Annotated in this window: 22 protein-coding genes; 7 read left to right on the top strand and 15 right to left on the bottom strand. The window is 73.8% G+C overall.

Annotation, left to right across the window (positions count from 1 at the left end; all coding sequences use genetic code 11):
• Positions 1-128: 128 nt before the first annotated feature.
• Entirely contained in the window at positions 129-836 is a 708-nt protein-coding gene (locus ACGF12_RS19335) for a hypothetical protein (protein ID WP_393031113.1), read from the bottom strand.
• Between the two features lie 323 nt (positions 837-1,159).
• Between ACGF12_RS19335 and ACGF12_RS19330 the strand changes: the two genes are divergently transcribed.
• The 3 genes from ACGF12_RS19330 (at position 1,160) to ACGF12_RS19320 (ending at position 2,414) form a co-directional block, all read left to right on the top strand.
• Positions 1,160-1,504: a rodlet layer protein gene (locus ACGF12_RS19330; protein ID WP_393031110.1), complete on the top strand. Its 345-nt coding sequence runs from the start codon at positions 1,160-1,162 to the stop codon at positions 1,502-1,504.
• Positions 1,505-1,590: 86 nt separating this feature from the next.
• Entirely contained in the window at positions 1,591-1,935 is a 345-nt protein-coding gene (locus ACGF12_RS19325) for a rodlet layer protein (protein ID WP_393031107.1), read from the top strand.
• A 212-nt stretch (positions 1,936-2,147) separates the two neighbouring features.
• A complete protein-coding gene (locus ACGF12_RS19320; RefSeq protein ID WP_393031104.1) occupies positions 2,148-2,414 on the top strand; it encodes a hypothetical protein in 267 nt (88 codons plus the stop codon).
• A 63-nt stretch (positions 2,415-2,477) separates the two neighbouring features.
• On the opposite strand, the gene hemB is transcribed toward ACGF12_RS19320, so the two are convergent.
• From hemB to ACGF12_RS19285, 7 genes are all read right to left on the bottom strand, one after another.
• A complete protein-coding gene (gene hemB, locus ACGF12_RS19315; RefSeq protein ID WP_393031101.1) occupies positions 2,478-3,458 on the bottom strand; it encodes a porphobilinogen synthase in 981 nt (326 codons plus the stop codon).
• Between the two features lie 73 nt (positions 3,459-3,531).
• Positions 3,532-5,178, bottom strand: a complete 1,647-nt coding sequence (locus ACGF12_RS19310; protein ID WP_393031098.1) for a uroporphyrinogen-III synthase — start codon at positions 5,176-5,178, stop codon at positions 3,532-3,534.
• Positions 5,175-6,182, bottom strand: coding sequence for a hydroxymethylbilane synthase (hemC, locus tag ACGF12_RS19305; protein ID WP_393031095.1), 1,008 nt, complete (start codon positions 6,180-6,182; stop codon positions 5,175-5,177). The genes ACGF12_RS19310 and hemC overlap by 4 nt, the downstream gene beginning before the upstream one ends.
• 41 nt (positions 6,183-6,223) lie before the next feature.
• Positions 6,224-7,564 carry a glutamyl-tRNA reductase gene (locus ACGF12_RS19300; protein ID WP_393031092.1) on the bottom strand — a complete coding sequence of 447 codons (1,341 nt, stop codon included), beginning with the start codon at positions 7,562-7,564 and terminating at the stop codon, positions 6,224-6,226.
• 25 nt (positions 7,565-7,589) lie between these two features.
• Positions 7,590-8,492, bottom strand: coding sequence for a redox-sensing transcriptional repressor Rex (locus ACGF12_RS19295; RefSeq protein ID WP_387618605.1), 903 nt, complete (start codon positions 8,490-8,492; stop codon positions 7,590-7,592).
• Positions 8,493-8,593: 101 nt separating this feature from the next.
• Positions 8,594-9,340 carry an exonuclease domain-containing protein gene (locus ACGF12_RS19290; protein ID WP_393031089.1) on the bottom strand — a complete coding sequence of 249 codons (747 nt, stop codon included), beginning with the start codon at positions 9,338-9,340 and terminating at the stop codon, positions 8,594-8,596.
• A 198-nt stretch (positions 9,341-9,538) separates the two neighbouring features.
• Positions 9,539-9,814: a glutaredoxin family protein gene (locus tag ACGF12_RS19285; protein WP_355675793.1), complete on the bottom strand. Its 276-nt coding sequence runs from the start codon at positions 9,812-9,814 to the stop codon at positions 9,539-9,541.
• A gap of 127 nt (positions 9,815-9,941) precedes the next feature.
• On the opposite strand from ACGF12_RS19285, the gene ACGF12_RS19280 reads away from it, so the two are divergent.
• The 3 genes from ACGF12_RS19280 (at position 9,942) to ACGF12_RS19270 (ending at position 13,919) form a co-directional block, all read left to right on the top strand.
• On the top strand, positions 9,942-10,958 hold the full coding sequence (locus tag ACGF12_RS19280) for an HAD family hydrolase (RefSeq protein WP_393031085.1): 1,017 nt from the start codon (positions 9,942-9,944) through the stop codon (positions 10,956-10,958).
• A gap of 549 nt (positions 10,959-11,507) precedes the next feature.
• Entirely contained in the window at positions 11,508-12,329 is an 822-nt protein-coding gene (locus tag ACGF12_RS19275) for an ECF subfamily RNA polymerase sigma factor, BldN family (protein WP_393031134.1), read from the top strand.
• Between the two features lie 270 nt (positions 12,330-12,599).
• Positions 12,600-13,919, top strand: a complete 1,320-nt coding sequence (locus ACGF12_RS19270; protein ID WP_393031082.1) for a DUF5667 domain-containing protein — start codon at positions 12,600-12,602, stop codon at positions 13,917-13,919.
• Between the two features lie 54 nt (positions 13,920-13,973).
• Here the strand turns inward: ACGF12_RS19270 and ACGF12_RS19265 are convergent, their stop codons facing one another.
• The 7 genes from ACGF12_RS19265 to proC form a co-directional block, all read right to left on the bottom strand.
• Complete coding sequence (locus ACGF12_RS19265) at positions 13,974-14,981, bottom strand: lysophospholipid acyltransferase family protein (RefSeq protein ID WP_393031079.1); 1,008 nt, start codon at positions 14,979-14,981, stop codon at positions 13,974-13,976.
• 7 nt (positions 14,982-14,988) lie between these two features.
• On the bottom strand, positions 14,989-16,098 hold the full coding sequence (locus ACGF12_RS19260) for an NAD-dependent epimerase/dehydratase family protein (protein WP_393031076.1): 1,110 nt from the start codon (positions 16,096-16,098) through the stop codon (positions 14,989-14,991).
• A gap of 150 nt (positions 16,099-16,248) precedes the next feature.
• Positions 16,249-16,347: a 30S ribosomal protein bS22 gene (locus ACGF12_RS19255; protein WP_003948845.1), complete on the bottom strand. Its 99-nt coding sequence runs from the start codon at positions 16,345-16,347 to the stop codon at positions 16,249-16,251.
• A gap of 191 nt (positions 16,348-16,538) precedes the next feature.
• A complete protein-coding gene (locus ACGF12_RS19250; RefSeq protein WP_148644250.1) occupies positions 16,539-16,748 on the bottom strand; it encodes a helix-turn-helix domain-containing protein in 210 nt (69 codons plus the stop codon).
• Between the two features lie 225 nt (positions 16,749-16,973).
• Complete coding sequence (locus tag ACGF12_RS19245) at positions 16,974-18,170, bottom strand: acetoin utilization protein AcuC (protein WP_393031073.1); 1,197 nt, start codon at positions 18,168-18,170, stop codon at positions 16,974-16,976.
• Between the two features lie 138 nt (positions 18,171-18,308).
• A complete protein-coding gene (locus ACGF12_RS19240) occupies positions 18,309-19,505 on the bottom strand; it encodes an MFS transporter (RefSeq protein WP_393031071.1) in 1,197 nt (398 codons plus the stop codon).
• Between the two features lie 106 nt (positions 19,506-19,611).
• On the bottom strand, positions 19,612-20,439 hold the full coding sequence (proC, locus tag ACGF12_RS19235) for a pyrroline-5-carboxylate reductase (RefSeq protein WP_393031068.1): 828 nt from the start codon (positions 20,437-20,439) through the stop codon (positions 19,612-19,614).
• A gap of 167 nt (positions 20,440-20,606) precedes the next feature.
• Between proC and ACGF12_RS19230 the strand changes: the two genes are divergently transcribed.
• On the top strand, positions 20,607-21,056 hold the full coding sequence (locus ACGF12_RS19230) for a hypothetical protein (RefSeq protein WP_393031065.1): 450 nt from the start codon (positions 20,607-20,609) through the stop codon (positions 21,054-21,056).
• The last annotated feature ends 71 nt before the right edge of the window (positions 21,057-21,127 follow it).

Below are 21,127 nucleotides of genomic sequence, written 5' to 3'. Positions count from 1 at the left end.
CCCACCCCCCCCCCCGGGGGGCGGGGGCGGGCCGGGGCCCCGGCGGGCGGCGCGCGGGGCGGGGGGGCCCCCCGCCCCCCCCGGGGGGGGGGGGCCCCGGCCCCCCCCCGCGTCCGGGGCGGCTCGGCTCAGAGCTTGGTCAGGCCGGCCAGCCCGCTCTGCTGCACGAGACCGGTGGCGGTCCCGGTGGCGGTGTCCGTCACGTCGGTCTGCCGCAGGACGCCGGTGGCCGTCGCGGTGGTGGTGTCGGCCAGGTCGTTGACCTCATCGGTGACGGAGAGCCGGCTCTTGTCACCGCCGAGGCTGGCGGTCGCCCCGGGCACGGTCTGCACGGCGCCGGGCACCAGGCGGGGGTCCACCTCGTCCACCTTGAGGCGGCCGTCGGCGAGCTGACCGGTGCCGTCGTGGACCAGCGCCAGCGGCTTGCCGACGTCCAGGCCGGGGGTCCTGGCGTTCAGCGGCGCGGCCGGGGCCTCCAGCAGCACCTCGCCGAGGTCGGCACCCTGGTCGACCAGCGGCAACGGCAGCTGGGCCTTGGCGCTCGGGCCGACCTTGCCGGTGGCCAGCTGGGGCACCAGGTGGTCCGGGAGCAGCCCGTTGTCGGTGGTCCGGCCGGGCACCGGCGGCATGAGCAGCGAGGTCGGGATGCCGGAGTGGAGGTGGCTGCCCAGCGGGGCGAGCGGCACGTCCGCCGGGACCTGCTGGGTGGCCAGCTTGTCCTCCAGGGCTCCGACCTGGTCGGGGCTTGCCGGGGCGGCGCAGGCCGCGCCCTGGGAGGCGAGCACGCCCGCACCGACCGCCAGCAGCATCGCGCCGGCCCGCTTGGAGAACTTCATGCTTTTCACCGTTCTGCCTGTCCGTACTGAAGGCGTACTGGAGATCCAGAGGAAGGGCTGCGGGGCCGCAGCCGGAAAACAATCTGCCTCAACGAGTGACCGCGAGTTCGGATTGCGGGCGTTAACCGATTCAGCCTAATAATCCGATCAGAAACCACCCTTGGACGCGCCTCCCGGACTCTTTTCAAAAATCCCCGTAACCTTCCGTGCCGTCATTCTTTGATCTGGACGTCAGTGACTGCAGACCGGGTCTGAGCGCTCTAAGCGTTGCCACGCCGTTGCTATGCACGGAAACCGAAAGCATTTCAGAGAGGGATCTCCCCATGATCCAGAAGTCCTTCGCCGCCGCCGGCCTGGCCGTCGCCGCGCTGGCCGGTGCCGCCGCCCCCGCTTCCGCCATCGCCAACTCGGACGGCGCCGCGGCCTCGGTCGAGGGCAACGGCGGCACCAACTTCACCGGCACCGTCGGCGACAACAGCCCGAACTTCCACTTCCTGGACAACGCGAACGTCTGCCTCCCCGAGATCCACAACATCGCCGTCGCCGTCGCCGGCGTCGCCGTCCCGGTCGAGGTCCCGATCGCCAACAGCGGTGGCAAGCAGTTCTGCACCCAGGGCCAGGGCACCCAGAGTCACGGCGACGCAGGCGTGTCCCACCTGGTCGGCTGACCGCTCCCCCAGCAGCTCTCCCCCGCACCACCCCTCGAACCACCCTCGAATCGCTCCCCGATTCACCTTTGAGAGGAAAACCGGAAATGATCAAGAAGTCCCTCGCCGCCGCCGGCCTGGCCGCCGCCGCCATCGCGATGTCCGCCGGCTCGGCTTCCGCCATCGCCGACTCGGACGGCGCCGCCACCTCCGTTCAGGGCAACGGCGGCACCAACCACACCGGCACCCACGGCGACAACAGCCCGAACTTCCACACCCTGGACAACCCGAACATCTGCCTGCCGGAGATCCACAACATCGCCGTCGCCGCCGCCGGCGTCGCGGTTCCGGTCGAGGTGCCGATCCTGAACAGCACCCCGAAGCAGATCTGCAACGTCGGCCAGAACACCCAGTCCTCGGGCGACGCGGGCGTCTCGCACCTGATCGGCTGATCAAGGGGCATGGCACGGACGGAGGGCCCGGGGAGGAAGGTCTCCCCGGGCCCTCCGGGCTTGCGGGACGAGGAATCCGACCGGGCCGACGGCTCGGCCGGATGAGCGCCCGTCCGGCCCGGTGCGTGGGGCGCCGGGCCGGACGGGCGGGATGTGATCACGAGTCAGAGGCAGAGCGCCCACGGGGGCGCTCCCACAGAGAGGGCAGATCCATGAAGAGCAAGCTGGCCAAGGCCGCCCTGACCGCCACCGCCGCGCTGGCGCTCGCCGGCGCCGCCACCCCGGCGTTCGCGCACGTCGGCCTTGAGGGCGGCGGCGGCATCGCCGCCTCGGCCGACCAGCCGTTCGTGGCCGGCGGCGGGTTCGGCGTCGCCCACACCTCCGACATCGTCGCCGGCGGTTTCGCCGGCGGCGCTGCCACTTCCGACGACCTGGTCGGCAAGGGCGCGGGCTTCGCGCACATCGACGGCTGGAAGTAGTACGCCGGAAGGCCGGGCAGCCCCCTGTGGGGAGCTGCCCGGCCTTCCGCTGTACGGGCAGCCCTACTTGAGCATCGCGGCGGCCTCGACCGCCCAGTACGTCAGGATCTGCTCGGCGCCGGCCCGGCGGATCGAGGTGAGCGTCTCCAGGATGGTGCGCTCCCGCTCGATCCAGCCGTTGGCGGCGGCCGCCTCGACCATCGAGTACTCGCCGGAGATCTGGTACGCGGCCACCGGCACCGGCGATACGTCGGCGACCCGCCGCAGGACGTCCAGGTACAGCATGGCCGGCTTGACCATCACCAGGTCCGCACCCTCGGCGAGGTCCAGCTCCAGCTCGCGCAGGGCCTCGCGGGCGTTGGCCGGGTCCTGCTGGTAGGTCTTGCGGTCGCCCTTGAGCGAGGAGTTGACGGCCTCGCGGAACGGGCCGTACAGCGCGGAGGCGTACTTGGCGGTGTAGGCGAGGACGCTGACGTCCTGGTGACCGGCCTCGTCCAACGCCCCTCGGATGACGGCGATCTGGCCGTCCATCATGCCGGACGGGCCGACCATGTGGACACCGGCCTCGGCCTGGACCACGGCCATCTCGGCGTAGCGCGCCAGGGTCGCGTCGTTGTCCACGCTGCCGTCCTCGGCCAGCACGCCGCAGTGGCCGTGGTCGGTGAACTCGTCCAGGCAGAGGTCCGACATGACCACCAGCTGGTCGCCGACCTCCGCGACCACGTCGCGGATGGCCTGCTGCAGGATCCCGTCCGGATTGGTCCCCTCGGAACCGACGGCGTCCTTCACCTCGGGCAGGCCGAACAGCATGATGCCGCCCACGCCGGCCTCGGCGGCCTCCACCGCGGCCTTCCGCAGGGAGTCCCGGGTGTGCTGGACCACGCCGGGCATCGAGGTGATCGGCTTCGGCTCGGTGATTCCCTCGCTGACGAAGGCGGGCAGGATCAGCTCCGCCGGGTGCAGCCGGGTCTCGGCGACCAGGCGGCGCATCGCCGGGCTCTGGCGCAGCCGACGGGGGCGAACGTACGGGAATTCAGCGGACACGGCTTCTCTCTCCGAACGGTTGTGCCGTGCCGGGGGCAGTGAACCGCCGCCCCCGGCACACTGATGGGGACCCTCAGCGGGCCTTGCGGCGCGAGCCCGGACGGCGCTCGCTGGGCCGGTAGACCGGCTCGCCCGCAGCCGTCGCGGTGTCGCGGCGCTTGGCCCCGAAGTCTGCCAGCGCCTGGGCCAGCGCCCCCGCCGACGGCGCCGGAGCCATCACGTCGACCCGCAGGCCGTGCTCCTCGGCGGTCTTGGCGGTGGCCGGGCCGATGCAGGCGATGACCGTGACGTTGTGCGGCTTGCCGGCGATGCCGACCAGGTTCCGGACGGTCGAGGACGAGGTGAACAGCACCGCGTCGAAGCCGCCGCCCTTGATCGCCTCACGGGTCTCGGCCGGCGGCGGCGAGGCGCGCACCGTCCGGTACGCCGTCACGTCGTCGACCTCCCAGCCGAGCTCGACCAGGCCGGCCACCAGGGTCTCGGTGGCGATGTCGGCGCGCGGCAGCAGCACCCGGTCGATCGGGTCGAAGACCGGGTCGTACGGCGGCCAGTCCTCCAGCAGCCCGGCCGCGGACTGCTCGCCGGAGGGCACCAGGTCCGGCTTCACGCCAAAGTCCACCAGGGCCTGCGCGGTGGTCTCGCCGACCGCCGCGACCTTGATGCCGGCGAACGCGCGGGCGTCCAGGCCGTACTCCTCGAACTTCTCCCGGACGGCGCGGACGGCGTTCACCGAGGTGAAGGCGATCCACTCGTAGCGGCCGGTGACCAGGCCCTTGATGGCCCGCTCCATCTGCTGCGGGGTGCGCGGCGGCTCGACCGCGATGGTCGGCACCTCCTGCGGCACCGCGCCGTACGAGCGCAGCTGCTCGGACAGGCCGTGGGCCTGCTCCTTGGTGCGCGGCACGAGGACGTTCCAGCCGAACAGCGGCTTGGTCTCGAACCACGAGTGCGAGGCGCGGTGGGCGACCTGCTCGCCCACCACGGCTATCACCGAGGTCGCCGGGTCCACCGGGGCGGAGACCGGCGAGGGCAGCACCCGGGCGGCCTTCAGGTCGGCCGCGATGGCGGACAGCGTGGAGGTGAAGGTCCGCTGGCGGGTGGTGGTGCCGGAGAGGGTGGCGCTCAGCGCCGAATCCGGCTTGCGGCCGTTGGAGACCAGCGCGTTGGCGGTGGCCGGCAGCTGGCCCAGGGTGGTGCGGACCACCAGGGTGGTCTCCGGCGGGCCCAGGTCGACCGGGCCGCCGGACAGCAGCTGGGCGCCGTCCACGAAGCGGACGTCGGCGCCGGCCGCGCCGCGCAGCGGGACGCCCGCGTAGGCCGGGACGCCGACCGACTGGGCGACGCCCGGGATCACCTCGAAGGGGATCCCGTCGCCCGCGCAGCTGAGCATCTCCTCGGCTGCGCAGCCGTCCAGGCCCGGGTCGCCGTCGACGGTACGGACCACGTGCTTGCCGGAGCGGACGGCCTCGGCGACCAGCTTGGCCAGGTCGAAGTCGGTGCCCTCGGCGGCCGGGGTGTGCACCTGCACACCGGCCGGACAGTGGGTACGCACGGCCGCTGCGGTCAGCGGGTCGGCCACCAGGATGTCGGCCGAGGACAGCACCTCGACCGCGCGCAGGGTCAGCAGACCCGGGTCCCCGGGGCCCGCGCCCAGGAAGGTGCACCGTCCGGTCGGCTGGCCGGCCGGGAACAGGGCGTCGGTGGCGGCGGTGGGGCTCATCGGGCTCGCTCCCCCATCAGGGCGGCCGCGCCCCCGTCGAGCAGCCGGGCGGCCAGGGCGTGGCCGAGGGCCCGCGCCTGCTGCTCGGCGGTCTCGTCGAGGACGATCGGACCGTTGGCGGACATCTTCAGCAGGGCGGTGCCGTCGGGGTTGCCGACCACACCGTCCAGCCGCAGTTCGTTCTCCTGGCCCCAGGTGGCCAGCGCGGCCACCGGGGCCGAGCAGCCGGCCTCCAGGGTGGCCAGCAGGGCGCGCTCGGCGGCCACGGCGACCCTGGTGGGGGCGTGGTCCAGCAGGGCGAGCGCGGCGGCCAGCTCAGTGTCGGCGGCGGTGCACTCGATCGCGAGCGCGCCCTGGCCGGGGGCCGGGATCATCAGCTCGGGGTCCAGGTGCTGGGAGATCTCGGCGCTGCGGCCGAGCCGGTTGAGGCCGGCCGTGGCCAGCACGACCGCGTCCAGCTCACCGCCGGTCACGTAGCCGATCCGGGTGTCCACGTTGCCGCGAATCGCGACGGTCTCCAGCTGGGCGCCGCGGGCGATCGCCCAGGCGTTCAGCTGGGCCATCCGGCGCGGCGAGCCGGTGCCGATCCGGGCCGGGCGGCCGGCGCCGGCGAGCTTCTCCACCAGCTCGTCCAGGTTCAGGCCCTCGGCCGCGACCAGGGCGTCCCGGACGTCCTCGCGCTCGGGGACGGCGGCCAGCACCAGGCCCTCGGGAGCGGCGGTGGGCAGGTCCTTGAGCGAGTGCACGGCGAAGTCGATCCGGCCCTCCAGCAGCGCGTCCCGCAGCGCGGAGACGAACACGCCGGTGCCGCCGATCTGCGCGAGCGCCTCCCGGGAGGTGTCGCCGTAGGTGGTGATCTCGACCAGCTCGACGGGGCGCCCGGTGAGCCTGGTCACCTCGCGGGCGACCATGCCCGACTGGGCCATGGCGAGCGCGCTGCGCCGGGTGCCGAGCCGCAGGGCGGGGGCTCCGGGGGCCTGCTCGGTGAGCGGTTGACCATTCATGACGTGATCGTCCCGGTGGTACTCGTGGGATGGCTGACGGTTCATCTGGCGCCCCCGCCCGAGGGCTGGGGCCGGCCGCCGACGGGCGTGCCCGACACGGCGTGCACGGCCGCCGGGTCGAGGTCGAACAGCTCGCGAAGGGCGTCCGCGTAGGAGGCGCCGCCGGGCTCGGCGGCCAGCTGCTTCACCCGGACGGTCGGGGCGTGCAGCAGCTTGTCGACGACGCGACGGACGGTCTGGGTGATCTCGGCGCGGGAGCGCTCGTCCAGGTCGGGCAGCCGGGAGTCCAGCCGGCCCAGCTCGGCGGCGACCACGTCGGAGGCCATCGCCCGCAGCGCGACCACGGTCGGCGCGATCCGGGCGGCCCGCTGGGCGGCGCCGAAGGCGGTCACCTCGTCGGCGACGATCCGGGTGACCTGGTCGACGTCGCCGGCGCCGGGGCTGGCGGCGTGCGCGTGGGAGAGGCTCTCCAGGTCGACCAGCAGGGCGCCGTCCAGCTCGTGCACCGCGTGGTCGACGTCGCGCGGCATGGCGAGGTCGAGCAGGGCGAGCGGCTCTGGCGCGCTGCGGAGGGCGACGGCGGCGGCCACGTCCTCGGCCTTGATCACCACGCCGGCCGCGCCGGTGCAGGAGATCACCAGGTCGACGTCGGCCAGCGCCTGCGGCACCTTGGCGAGGTCGAGGGTGCGGGCCACGTCCGGGCCGAGGATCTCGACCAGGCGCTCGGCGCGGGCCGGGGTCCGGTTGGCGATCAGCAGGTCGGTGACGCCGGAGCGGACCAGGGTGGCGGCGGCCAGCGAGCTCATCGAGCCGGCGCCGACCACCAGCGCGCGCTTGCCGGCGATCTCGCCCGCGCCCGCCGCGACCTGCTCCAGGCCGAAGGTGACCAGCGACTGGCCGGCCTTGTCGATGCCGGTCTCGCTGTGCGCCCGCTTGCCGACCCGCAGGGCCTGCTGGAACAGCTCGTTCAGGCCGCGCCCGGCGGTGTGCTCGTCCTGGGCCTTGGCCAGCGCGTCGCGCAGCTGGCCGAGGATCTGGCCCTCGCCGACCACCATCGAGTCCAGGCCGCAGGCCACCGAGAACAGGTGGTGGACGGCGCGGTCCTCGTAGTGGACGTACAGGTGGGAGGTCAGCTCCTCCAGGTCCACCCCGCTGTGGTGGGCCAGCAGCAGCGACAGCTCGGCGACGCCGGCGTGGAACTTGTCCACGTCCGCGTACAGCTCGATCCGGTTGCACGTGTTGAGCAGCGCGGCCTCGGCGACGGTCGAGGTGGCGGCCGCGTCGTGCAGCAGCCGGGTCGGGACCTCACCGGTCAGCGCGGCGCGCTCCAGCACGCCGACCGGTGCCGTCCGGTGGCTCAGTCCGACGACGAGAAGACTCATGCCCGCCCCCCACAGCTCTCGGTGTTCATGCGGGCATCACCGCGGACAGCTCGCCCTCGCCGCCCTTGGCGGACTTGCCCTTGGCCGACTGCTCGGCCTGGTCCTTGGCCGCCGGCTCGCCGGCGCGGCCCTTGCCGTTGCCGCCGCCGGCCGCGCGGCGCAGCTTGGCGGCCGCGGCCCGGACCGGACCGGGGGCGCGGTCCAGCACCGACTCGGTGCGGTCCGGCTCCTCACCGGCCTTGCGCTGCTCGTGGAAGGCGAGGATCTGCAGCTCGATGGAGAGGTCCACCTTGCGCACGTCCACGCCGTCCGGGACGGTCAGCACGGTCGGGGCGAAGTTGAGGATGCTGGTGACGCCGGCCTCGACCAGCCGGTCGCAGACCTGCTGGGCGGCGCCGGGCGGGGTGGTGATCACGCCGATGGAGACGTGCTGGCTCTCGACGATCGACTCCAGCTCGTCCATGTGGCGCACCGGGAGTCCGGCCGCGGTGGAACCGACCACGTTGGGGTCGGCGTCCAACAGGGCGGCGACCCGGAATCCGCGGGAGGCGAAGCCGCCGTAGTTGGCGAGGGCGTGCCCGAGGTTCCCGATGCCGACGATGACGACCGGCCAGTCCTGGGTCAGGCCGAGCTCGCGGGAGATCTGGTAGACGAGGTACTCGACGTCGTAGCCGACGCCGCGGGTGCCGTAGGAGCCGAGGTAGGAGAAGTCCTTGCGCAGCTTGGCCGAGTTCACGCCGGCCGCGGCGGCCAGCTCCTCGGAGGAGACGGTCGGCACCGAGCGCTCGGAGAGCGCGGTGAGGGCCCGCAGGTAGAGGGGCAGGCGGGCGACGGTCGCCTCCGGGATGCCCCGGGCACGCGAGGGTCGGCGCGCGGCGCCCTGGTCGGGCGTCTGCGAACTGCTCTGTGGTGATCGGCCGATTGCCACGGTGCTCCTGTGGGTGAAGCTGGGCTTTGACAGCCAGGCTATGCGTTTGTGAACGTGTGCACAAAGATGGTGTCCGTTTTGTCCACGCACAGTGACACGCATCACGCCGTCGAGCTCATAGCACCGGCCTTGGTCAGGACCACTTCCGGGGCCTGGGGACCGGGCAGCCAGGGGCCGTACGACGTCTCCCGGCGCAGCAGCGGGACGGCCGTCCCGGACGGGCGGGAGCGCGCCCGGCCCAGCCGGGGCCAGGGCACCCGGGCGGCCTCGCGCAGCGGGCCGGCCCAGTCGTCCGGCGGGCAGGACGGGGCGCCCAGGCAGTGCAGCAACAGCTCGGCGGTCACCCGGGCGTCGCCCAGCGCGGTGTGCGCCGGGTACCAGCCGAGGCCGGCCGCCTCCACGCAGGCCGCCAGGCCGTGGCCGCGGGCCTGCGGCAGGTGCTCCCGGGCCAGCCGCATGGTGCACAGCAGCGGGACGGGCGGCAGCGGCACCCCGATCCGGGCGAATTCGCGGTCCAGGAAGGCGTGGTCGCAGCTGACGTGATGGCCGACCAGCACCCGGCCGGCCAGCAGCTCCAGCAACCTCGGGGCGATCTCCCTGAAGCGCGGGGCACCCTCGACGTCGGTCTGGCGTATCCGGTGCACATGGGTCGGGCCGACCGGGCCCAGCGGGTCCAGCAGGGTGGCGAACTCGCCCTCGGGGCGGAGCCGCTCGTCCAGCAGCACCACCGCGATCTCGACCACCCGGTGCCGCCACGGGCTGCGGCCGGTCGCCTCCACGTCCACCACGGCGAAGCCCCGGTCGCCCTGCGGGGCTGCGGGCATCCCAGGGGTCGGGCGGGGAAGCATGGCGGCACTCCTCGTGTGCTCAGCCCCCCATGGGCGCAAACGCGTTCGATCGTAAGCCGACCGCGGCGCCCCGCCCCAAGGCGAAACGGGGTGTCTTCGGCAACGATTCGGCGAACCACCCCCGCCGGTCGGCGGGGGCGGTGGTGTACGGACGGACGTCGGCCCGTCCGGCGAGGATCCGCCGGACGGGCCCACACCTCAGGCGCCGAGGGCGGTGCGCAGGCGGCGTTCGTCGACCCGCCAGAAGTCGTGCTGGCGGCCGTCGATCAGGGTGACCGGGATCTGCTCCCAGTAGCGGCGGTACAGCTCCTCGTCCTGGGTGATGTCCTTCTCCTCGAAGGTCGCGCCCAGCTCCGCCGTCACCCGGACGATCACCTCCCGGGCCTCGTCGCACAGGTGGCAGCCGGGCTTGCCGACCAGGGTCACGGTACGGTCGGCCGGCTGGGGGCTCTTACGTCGCAGCAGTGGGCTCACCGGGCCATTGTCCGCCACCCGTCCGCCCGCCTCCGGAGCACCCGGGGCGGGGGTCGCGGCAGCTGTTCACCGGGTGGGCACGGCTCCGTCACGGCCACTCCCCGCCCGGCTGGCTATGCTCGGTGACATGGCCGTGCTCCGAAGGCTCACCCAGGCGAAGCGCTCCACCACCGCGCGGAGCGCCCCGGCGGCCGAGGCCGTGACCGAGGCCGGCGAGGCCGCCGCCGAGGCGGCCGAGGCCGCGCTGCGCACCGAGCCCCGGCCCGTTCCCGCCCGCGCCGACGCCCCGGCGGCCGACGCCCCGGCGGCGGGCCGGCCCGGGAAGGCGCCCAAGGCCCCGGTCGAGAACCACACCCCCGACCCGGACGACCCCCGCGCCGCCGCCTTCTTCGACTGCGACAACACCATCCTGCGCGGCGCCGCGATCTTCTACCTCGGGGTCGGCCTCTACCGCCGCGGCTTCCTCACCCGCCGCGACATCGCCCGCTTCGGCTGGCAGCAGGCGCTGTTCCGGCTGCACGGCACGGAGGACCCGGACCACATCTCGGACGCCCGGAACACCGCCCTCGGGATCGTCGCCGGCAAGCCCACCGCCGATCTGGAGGCGATCTGCGAGGAGATCTTCGAGCAGGTCGTGGCCGACAAGATCTGGCCCGGCACCCGCGCCCTGGTCCAGATGCACCTGGACGCCGGCCAGCGGGTCTGGCTGGTCACCGCCGCCCCGCTGGAGGTGGCCCGGATCATCGCCCGGCGGCTCGGCATGACGGGCGCGCTCGGCACCGTCGCCGAGGCCCGGGACGGCGCCTACACCGGCCGGCTGGTCGGCGACCTGCTGCACGGCCCGGCCAAGGCCGCCGCGGTGCGCGCGCTGGCCCGGCGCGAGCGGCTCGACCTCGACCGCTGCGCCGCGTACAGCGACTCGGCCAACGACATCCCGATGCTCTCGCTGGTCGGCCACCCGTACGTGGTGAACCCGGACGGCGCGCTGCGGCGGCACGCCCGGGCGCAGGGCTGGCGGGTGCGGGACTTCCGGACCGGGCGCAAGGCGGCCCGGGTGGGGTTGCCGGCGGCGGCCGCGGTCGGGGTGCTGGGCGGTGCGACGGCGGCCGGGGTGGCGTTGCGACGCCGTCGCCGGCGCGGCTGAACTCCCCTCCGCACGGCCGCGGACACCCCTGCGCGGGCCTTCCCCCGGGCGGGTGATCAGACGTCAACCAGGCCTCTGACCTGGCCCCTCGTACGAGCGAACTCCCCTTCCCCGCAGGGCCGTCCGGGAGCGCCGTGCGAACCTGCCAGCCGGTGACCGGTTCTGATCGTTCGCCAGGCCGGGAAAGTCAGGGGTTGCCGGGCCCCAGGGCTGGGAAACCGCCCGCAGAACCACCGAATTGGTCACTCTGGGCGCCCGAACGGTCACGTTGAGCCGGATGAACGATGACATCTCCGGTCAGTGTCAGCCGAATATGCACAACAAATGGATCTCAAACGACCACTTCGACCACACGGTGTAGCTGTCATTGCACAAAGCGTTATTCTCTCCTGGATGCACGTCACCCACGTGTCCCGCTCGAACGGACGCCAGGGGGCGTGCTCTCCGCGCAGGCGGAGGTGATCCGTCCACAGTTCTGCCTCTGGGAGTCCCGTGTACCCACCCGTCCGGAACGACGCGCCTGCACCCTCCCGCCCGTCGTCCGCGCCCCTGCGCCCCCGCACCGGCCTGCCCGGCCGGCCGACCGCCGAGCGGCAGATCTCCACCGGCCTGGACCTGCTGCGCAACCTGCTCCGCAGCCAGCTCGTCGCCTCGCCCCAACTCGTGCCCGCCGGCGTGCCGTTCGGCCACCAGCACGGCCCCGGGGTGGCACTGCGCACCACCGCCGCCGGCTCGGCCGGCACCGGCTCGCGCAGCCGCACCGGCAGCACCGGCGTCGGCCGCAGCCGCACCCGCACGGCGCCCAGCCCCGGTTACGAGACCGAGCACAACCCGATCATGGAGCTGGTCGAGCGGGCCCAGGCCGGCGAGAGCGAGGCCTTCGGCCGCCTCTACGACCACTACGCGGACACCGTCTACCGGTACATCTACTACCGGGTCGGCAGCCGGGCCACCGCCGAGGACCTCACCAGCGAGACGTTCCTGCGCGCGCTGCGCCGGATCGGTACCTTCACCTGGCAGGGCCGGGACTTCGGTGCCTGGCTGGTCACCATCGCCCGCAACCTGGTCGCCGACCACTTCAAGTCCAGCCGGTTCCGGCTGGAGGTCACCACCGGCGAGATGCTCGACTCCAACGAGTGCGAGCGCAGCCCGGAGGAGTCGGTACTGGAGTCGCTCTCCAACGCCGCCCTGCTGGACGCGGTGCGCCGGCTCAACCCGCAGCAGCAGGAGTGCGTGACGCTGCGCTTCCTGCAGGGCCTCTCGGTGGCCGAGACGGCGCGGATCATGGGCAAGAACGAGGGCGCGATCAAGACCCTCCAGTACCGCGCCGTCCGCACCCTGGCCCGGCTCCTCCCGCCCGACGCGCGGTGAGGCGGCGGTGACCGACGGGGCGACAGCCCGGCGACCGCTCGACCGGTCGTCACCACGGGTCCCCGATCGACACGTCCGGGTGAACGGTCGATCCGATGATCGGCGTTGCGTAACCGACCGCCCACACCGCTCGTTGGCCAGCATGCAAGCCCCCACCAGGCGCACGGTCAAGCCGAACTGCGACCTATCACCCGATGGAGTGGCTTTGGCCCGCCGAGGCAACCGTCCGGCTGGCCGGGGTGTCGACAACGACGAAGGGAGGTGTGGCCCGTGACGGCAAACGTGCTTGAGCACCGGCGGGCGAAGGCCTTCGCCGAGGCGCTGGAGGCCCACCAGGCGGAGCAACGCCGCGCGGCCAACGCCGAATCGGCCAACACCGCTGGCACCGAAGCCGGTTCGGTCGCGATGGCGGAACTGGTCGGCTTGGCCGACGCACTGGGAGCGGTGGCCCGGCCGACGCTGGACCAGGAGGTCCGGACGGTCCAACGCACCCAGCTGATGGCCGCGTTCGAGCAGGCCTTCGCGGGCGGACCGGGCGCCACGGTGCCCCGGCAGCACCGGCGCCGGGCGGCTCGGACGGCGCCGCGCGGCCGGTGGAGCCGCCGCTTCGCGATCGGCGGGCTCGTCGCCGGACTCGCCGTCGGCAGCCTGGCCGGTGCCGCCGCCGCGAGCTCCAACGCCCTCCCCGGGGACACGCTGTACGGCATGAAGCGCGGCCTCGAAGGACTGCGGCTCGACCTGGCCGGCTCCGACTCCGAGCGTGGCGAGCTGCTGCTGGACAACGCCGCCACCCGGCTCGGCGAGGCCAACGCCCTGGTCGGCCACGGCGATCCGGCGGGCGCGCTCAGCCCGTCCACCGTCGACCGGGTCCGCCGGGCGCTGGACGACATGCACGCCGACGCCCTCAAGGGTCGTGAGCTGCTGCGTTCGGTCTACCGCAGCAACGGCTCGCTCGACCCGATGCGCGCGCTGGCCGGCTTCGCCCACGACGAGGACGGCCGCTGGAGCGAGCTGCAGGGTCGGCTGCCGGTCCAACTCACCGAGCAGGCGCACCTGGTGAACCAGCTCTTCGACGACATGAGCGAGGACGTCGCGCCCCTGCGCCTGGTCCAGCCGCCCGCCAAGAGCGGTGGCCCGGCCGGCAACGGAGCGGGCGACGACTCGTCCTCCTCGACCGGCGGCTCCCCGGCGGGCTCCCCCGCCAACGGCGCCGGCGCCGCGCCGGGCTCCGACCAGTCCCAGGGCGGCACCGACACGGGCAACGGCGCCAACCGCCCCGGCAGCACGGCGCACGCCCCGGGCAACCCCGGCGCCGGCTCCACCGCCGGCGGCGGTGCCAAGGGCGGCGGCCTGTCGGGCACCCTGCCCACCAGCGCCCCGGACGCGGTCAACGGGCTGGTCGGCGGCCTCACCAACGGGCTCACCGGCGGTGCCGGCAAGCCCTCGCCGAGCGCCGACGCGGCCCCGCCGCAGGCGCCGCAGCCGTCCGGCACGCCCAGCACCGTGCCCGGCGCGACGCCGCAGGGCGTGGACGTGCCCCCGCTGATCCCGGGCCTGCTGCCCGGCCTGCGGATCCTCGGCGGCAGCTGACCGACGCACGGCGAAGGGCCCCGGCGTCGCCGGGGCCCTTCGCCGTGCGGACCGTCAGAAGAACACCGAGCGCCGCTGCACCAGTAGCTGGTACAGGCTGTGCTGGATGGTCTCGCGCACCTCGTCGGCCAGGTCGAAGACCAGCATCGGGTCGTCCGCCGCCTCCGCCGGGTATCCGTCGGTGGCGATCGGCTCGCCGAAGCGGATCGTCCACTTGGTCGGCAGCGGCAGCATCCCGAGCGGCCCCAGCCACGGGAAGGTCGGCGTGATCGGGACGTACGGCAGGCCCAGCAGCCGGGCCAGCGTCTTCACGTTGCCGATCATCGGGTAGGTCTCCTCCGCCCCGACGATCGAGCACGGCACGATCGGCGCCCTCGCCCGCAGCGCCGAGGAGACGAAGCCGCCGCGGCCGAAGCGCTGGAGCTTGTAGCGCTCGGCGAACGGCTTGCCGATGCCCTTGAAGCCCTCCGGCCAGACCCCGACGACCTCGCCGCGCTCCAGCAGCGCCTGGGCGTCCTCGTTGCAGGCCAGGGTGTGGCCGGCCTTGCGGGCCAACTCGTTGATGCCCGGCAGGACGAAGACCAGGTCGGCGGCGAGCATCCGCAGGTGCCGGCGGTGCGGGTGGTGGTCGTGGATGACCACCTGGGTCATCAGGGCGTCCAGCGGGATCGTCCCGGAGTGGTTGGCGACGATCAGCGCGCCGCCCTCGGCCGGGATGTTCTCGATCCCCTGGACGTCGATCCGGAAGTACTTCTCGGCCAGCGGGCGCAGCAGCGAGAGCAGCACCTCCTCGGTGAGCTCCCGGTCGAAGCCGAACTCGTCCACCTCGTAGTCGCCGGTGATCCGGCGGCGCAGGAAGGCCAGTCCCTCGGTGGCCCGGCCCTCCCAGCCCTTGCCGAACAGCCGGGTCGCCACCGGGCCGAGCTGCCCGGACAGCGCCCCGCCGACGGCCCCGGCGAGCCGGTCGGCCAGCCCGGGGCCCTCGGGGGACGTCCAACTGGGGGCGGTCTCGATCGGGATGACCTTGGCCTCGCCCGGCGCGTTGTCGGCGGCGGCACTCATCGCGGCTTCAGCTCCTCGGACGGCGGGGACGGTTCGGTACGACGTTCGGCGCGGCGGGGGCGGGCTCCTCCGGGCCGAGCAGGGCGGTCAGCCGGTCTGCGACGGCGGCCAGCCGCTCGGGCGGCAGCAGGCCGGGGCCCCGGGCGGCGGCGAAGTCGGCGAAGGCCTCCGGCGTGCTGAACACCGGGCGGTAGCCGAAGGTCTCCCGCAGCCGCGTGGTGTCCACCACCCGGCCGTGGGTGAGCAGCCGCAGCTGCTCGGGCGAGACGTCCACCAGCCGGGTCTGCCGGGCCAGCACGGCCATCCAACTGACCGCGGGCAGCAGCAGCGGCAGGGTGGGGCGGCCGAGCCGGCGGGCGCACTGGGAGAGCAGCAGGACGCCCTCCCCGGCCACGTTGAAGGTCCCGGTGTTGACGGTGTCCGGCGCGGGCTCGTCGGCGGCCCGGCAGAGCACCGCGACCGCGTCGTCCTCGTGCACGAACTGCAGCCGGGGGTCGTAGCCGAGCACGGTCGGCAGCACCGGCAGCGCGAAGTACTCGCTGAGCGGGGTGTCGGCGTGCGGGCCGACGATGTTGGCGAAGCGCAGCACCGTCACCGCGACGTCCGGGCGGCGGCGGGCGAAGCCGCGTACGTAGCCCTCGACCTCGGCCGCGTCCTTGGCGAAGCCGCCGCCGGGCGGGTCCTTCGGCTGGAGCCGCTCGGTGAACACCGCCGGGTCGCGGGGCGCGGAGCCGTAGACGCCGGTGGTGGACTTCACCACCAGCCGGCGCACCCCGGGGGCCTTCTGGCAGGCGCCGAGCAGCTGCATGGTGCCGATGACGTTGGACTCCTTCACCGCGGAGCGGTTGGTGGAGCCCAGGCCGGTGGCGCTGACGCTGAGGTGCACCACGGTGTCCACCCGGTGCTCGGCGATCACCCGGGAGACCGCGGGGCGGCGCAGGTCGAGCTGGTGGAAGGTGTACGGGGCGGCCGGGCCGTCCGGCTCCTCGACCGGCACCCCGGGCGGCAGCACGTCCACGCCGACGACCCGGTCCACGCCGGGGCGGCGGCGGACCTCGGCGGCGAAGCGGGCACCGAGATGGCGTGCCACACCGGTGACGAGCACGACGACACCCACGGTGCTGCACCCCATTTCCCTGACCCGAGCGGCCTGCGTGCACCGTACCGCGCTGCCGCGCCGGGCCGTGAAACGACACCGCCCGCCCTGGCCACGAGGGCCGGGGCGGGCGGTGGAAGCGCTGGGCGCGCTGGGCGCGGCCGGGGGCGCTTACTTCTTGTTGCGACGCTGAACGCGGGTGCGCTTCAGAAGCTTGCGGTGCTTCTTCTTGGCCATACGCTTGCGACGCTTCTTGATGACAGAGCCCACGGAACAACCCTCGCTCACTGAGACTCTCGTCCGTGAGAGACGGAGTCCATACGACTGACGTGAGGGCCTAGCCTACCGTCCGCCTGGCCGGGGCTGTAAATCGCGCTCCCGGCAACCGGGAAACTCGCGGGAAATCCCGGGCGAACGGGGACGGATCCACGGTCGTGGACCCGCCCCCGCCCGACCAGGGGCTACGCGCTCTCAAGCCGCACGTAGGACTCCTTGAGGTACTCGTGCACCGCCTGCTGGGGCACCCGGAACGAGCGTCCGACCCGGATGGCCGGCAGCTCTCCGCTGTGCACCAACCGGTACACGGTCATCTTGGACACCCGCATGACTGCGGCAACCTCTGCCACGGTCAGGAAGACGACTTCCTGCAGGGGGCGTTCGCCGGAACTCATGACCATCACCCGACCCTTACCCGTGTGCAAGGCACCGGCTTCCCCTCCGGTGACTCCACCGGCACACGTGTATCCCCAGAGTAGTTATGGGTGGTACCAGTGGGAAGAGGGGAAGTGCAGTCCTCGTACGGTGAGAGATAGGACTGTTGCAGTACGTAGCCGCTCGGCGGTTCGCACCAATGGGGGTACGCACGGCCCGGCCGGCGCGCGACCGGGGCGGCGGATTCAGGCCAGCAGGCCGTGGTGGGGGAACACCGCGCGGCGGCTGGCGAGGATGGCCTGATCGAGCCGGTCGGCCGGATCGTAACCCGATTCGAAGTCACGCCAGGACGGGCGGGCGCCGTCGGTCATCCGCAGCGGGGCCGGGCGGCGGGTGCGGCGGTAGACCTCGGCGCGCCAGGGCTCGGGAGTCTCGGTGGCCGGGTCGACGGGCCGGCCGGCGGCGGTGGCGACCAGGTGGGTCCAGGTGCGCGGGACGACGTCCACCACGGCGTAGCCGCCCCCGCCGGTGGCCACCCAGCGGCCGCCGGTCAGCTGGTGGGCGAGGTCGTGCAGTTCCTCGGCGATCAGCCGCTGGGCGTCCACGGTGACGGCGAGGTGGGCGAGCGGGTCCTCCAGGTGGGTGTCCGCGCCGTGCTGGGTGACCAGGATCTGCGGCCGGAAGGCGCTGAGCAGCTCCGGCACCAGGGCGTGGAAGGCGCGCAGCCAGCCGGAGTCGCCGGTGCCGGCCGGCAGCGGCAGGTTGGCGGCGGTGCCGGGGGCGTCCGGGCCGCCGGTCTCGGTGGGCCAGCCGGTCTGCGGGAAGAGCGTGGCGGGGTGCTCGTGCAGCGAGATCGTCAGCACCCGGGGGTCGTTCCAGAAGGCCCGCTGGACGCCGTCGCCGTGGTGGACGTCCACGTCGACGTAGGCGACCCGCTCGGCGCCGAGTTCCAGCAGCCGGGCGATGGCGAGGGCCGGGTCGTTGTAGATGCAGAAGCCGGAGGCCTTGTCGGGCATCGCGTGGTGCAGCCCGCCAGCGAAGTTGACGGCGTGCGGGGTCTCGCCGCGCCAGACCGCCTCGGCGGCGGCCACGGACTGGCCGGCGATCAGCGCGGAGGCCGAATGGACCGCCGGGAAGGCCCAGTTGTCGTCGGTGCCGAGCCCGTGCCGGAGGTCCGGCTGCTCGGGGTGCGCGGCGGCGCGCTTGACCGCCTCGACGTACTCCCCGGTGTGCACCAGCCGCAGGGTGGAGTCCCCGGCGGGCGGTGCGGACCGGACGGTCACGCCGGGCCCGGTGCTCAGCCCGAGGGCCTCGACGAGGCGCATGGTGAGCGCCAGCCGGGTCGGGTCCATCGGGTGGCCAGGGCCGAAGTCGTAGGCGGTGACGGCCTCGTCCCAGAAGAGGTGCAGGCCGCAGGGGGTGTCACGCTCGGCTTCGGGCATGGCCTCCACCGTAGCGGGTGGGGGCGGCCGGGCGACCGCCAGGGCTCGCCGAGTCATCGCGCGCGGGCGGTGCGAAGGAGGACTCAAGGCGGTCCGGACGCCACCTTCACGCCTCCGTGCCCTCTCCGGCCGCCGCCGTCACACGACGGCGGGGGCCGCCACCGGTACCGGGGCGAAGCGCTCGGCCAGCGGCAGGACGGCGAGCACCAGCAGCATCGGGGCGAGCAGCGCCCAGCGGTACGAGCTCGCGTCCGCGATCGCCCCGACCAACGGCGAACCGATCAGGAAGCCCACGTAGTTGAAGAGGTTGAGCCGGGCCACGGCGGCGTCCGAATCGGCCGGGAAGAGCCGCCCGCCGGCCGCGAACACCTGCGGGATGATCGCGCAGATGCCGAAGCCGAGCACGGTGAAGGCGGCGATGCCCGCCCAGGCGGCCGGCGCGACGGCGGCCAGACCGAAGCCGAGCGCGGCCACCACCGCGCCCGCACGCACCACCGGGACGGCGCCGAAGCGCTGCACCGCGCGGTCGCCCAGGGCTCGGCCGGCCAGCATCGCCACCATGTAGCCGAGGTAGGAGAGCTTGGCGAGGTCCTCGCGGCTGCCCAGGCCGTCGGTGAGGTACTTGACGCTGTAGTTGGAGACCGAGGCGTCCGCGATGTAGGCGAAGGCCATCGCCAGGCACAGCGGCAGCAGCGGCCGCCAGGGGACGGACCGGGCGGCGGCCTCGGCGGCCTCCCGGACGGCGTCGCCGAGTTCGGCCGGGCCGGCGAAACGGGTACCGGTCAGCACCGCGAGCGGGGCGATCACCGCGGCGGCCGTGCCGAACAGCACCGGCAGCCCGAGGTCCTGGTGCGAGCCGAGCCCCGCGATCGCCGCGCCCAGGATGCCGCCGAGGCTGAAGGCGGCATGGAAGCCGATCATGATCGAGCGGCCGTAGCGGTGCTGCAGGCCCACCCCGAGCATGTTCATACTGGCGTCCAGCGCACCCACCAGCAGCCCGAACGCGCCCAGCGCGAGGGCGAGTTGCCACAGCGAACCGCCGAGCCCGACGCCGGCGAGGCTCAGGCAGACGGCCGGCTGGACCACCCGCAGCACGGCCCGGGCGCCGGTGCGCTTCACCAGCTGCTCGGAGACGATCGAGCCCGCCCCGGCCAGGATCGGCACCGCGGCCAGGAAGACCGGCAGCAGCCCGTCGCTCAGCCCGTACCGGTGCTGGATCTCCGGGATACAGGCGACCAGCAGCGCGAAGGTGGTGCCCTGGAGCAGGAAGCTGACGGCGAGCGCGGCCCGCCCGACGCGCAGGCCGGGCGGGACCAGGGACGGCTCAGCACTCATGCGGACCTCCAGACGACCTCGCTACCGACCGGTAGGACGATGTTGGCGAGAGCGTAGGCGGTGCGCCGCCGTTGCGGGAGGGGTCGCGCAGGGACTTCTGTGACGACTACTTGCCGCCGGAGGCCAGCTCCCGGGAGCGGTCCCGGGCCGCCTCCAGGGCGCCCAGCAGCGCGGCCCGCACACCGTGGTTCTCCAGCTCGCGGATGGCCGCGATGGTGGTGCCGGCCGGGGAGGTGACCGCCTCGCGCAGCTTCACCGGGTGCTCGCCGGAGTCGCGCAGCATCACCGAGGCGCCGATCGCGGACTGCACGATCAGGTCGTGCGCCACCTGCCGGGGCAGGCCGAGCAGGATGCCCGCGTCCGTCATCGCCTCGACCAGGAAGTAGAAGTAGGCCGGTCCGGAGCCGGACAGCGCGGTCGCCGCGTCCTGCTGGGACTCGGGCAGCCGCAGCGCCTTGCCGACCGAGCTGAAGATCTCCTCGGCGCGCACCAGGTGCTCCTCGGTCGCGTGCGAGCCGCCGGAGATGACGCTCATCCCCTCGTCCACCAGCACCGGCGTGTTGGGCATCACCCGGACCACCGGGGTGCCGGCCGCCAGCCGCTCCTCGAACCAGGCGGTCGGCACCCCGGCCGCGGCCGAGATCACCAGCCGGTCCGGGCTGACGTGCGGGGCCAGCTCCTCCAGCAGGGTGCCCATGTCCTGCGGCTTGACCGCGAGGATCAGGGTGTCGGCCAGCTTGGCGGCCTCGGCATTGGAGACGGCCGTCACGCCGTAGCGGTCGGCGAGTTCGGCGGCGCGCTCGGGGCGGCGGGCGGTCACCAGGACGTCCGCCGGGTCCTCGCCGGCCCGCAGCAGACCGGAGAGCAGGGCCTCGCCGATCTTGCCGGTGCCCAGGAAGGCGATCTTCTGTCCGTGCGCTGCGCTGCTGCCCATGGTCCGCTCCTTGCCTCGGTACTGCGGCCATCCTCGCACCGCCCGGCGGCACCCGTCGGGACCGTCCGCTCCGTGGTCCCCGAAGCCCGGAGAACGCGGGCCCCTAGGGAGAGAACTCCGGGGTTTCCCCTATGGCCTCCGGGCCCGTACGGGCGCACCGTGGACCCATGGCACACGACGAGATGTCCCGACGTGAGAACCGGCAACTCGCCGCCGCCTCGGCGACGATGGGCCCGTGGCGGACGGCCGCGGGAGTCGGTGCGGTGGTGGGGGCGACCGCCCTGGGGATCGAGGCGATCTCCGGCGACTGGTCGCTGAGCATGCTGGCCGAGCCGGCCGGCTGGGGCCTGTTCTTCTTCTTCCTGACCGCCTGGGCGGGCGGGCAACTGCGCCGCGACACCGGCGACCGGCGGTTGCGGCGGTGGGCGCGCGAGCACCCCTGGCAGTCGGCGCTCCCGGCGGCCGGCGGACTGCTGGTGCTGAACATGCTGGCGCAGGTGCTCCTCGGCGGCTCCGGCCTGATCGGGGCGTTCTTCGTCTCGCTCATCCCGGCCGCCGTCCTGATGGCGATCGCCGGGGTGACGAACGGGGTGAAGGAGGCCCGCCGCAAGGGCTGAGTGACCGTCGGACAGTGGCGCGGTTCCGGACAAAGGGTGGCGAACGCGCCCACTCCTTACACGAGTTCACC

The organism is Kitasatospora sp. NPDC048296, assembly GCF_043201815.1.
Taxonomy (GTDB): Bacteria; Actinomycetota; Actinomycetes; order Streptomycetales; family Streptomycetaceae; genus Kitasatospora.
The sequence above is the reverse complement of the archived record's forward strand: the minus strand, read 5'-3'. Positions and strand labels throughout refer to the sequence as shown.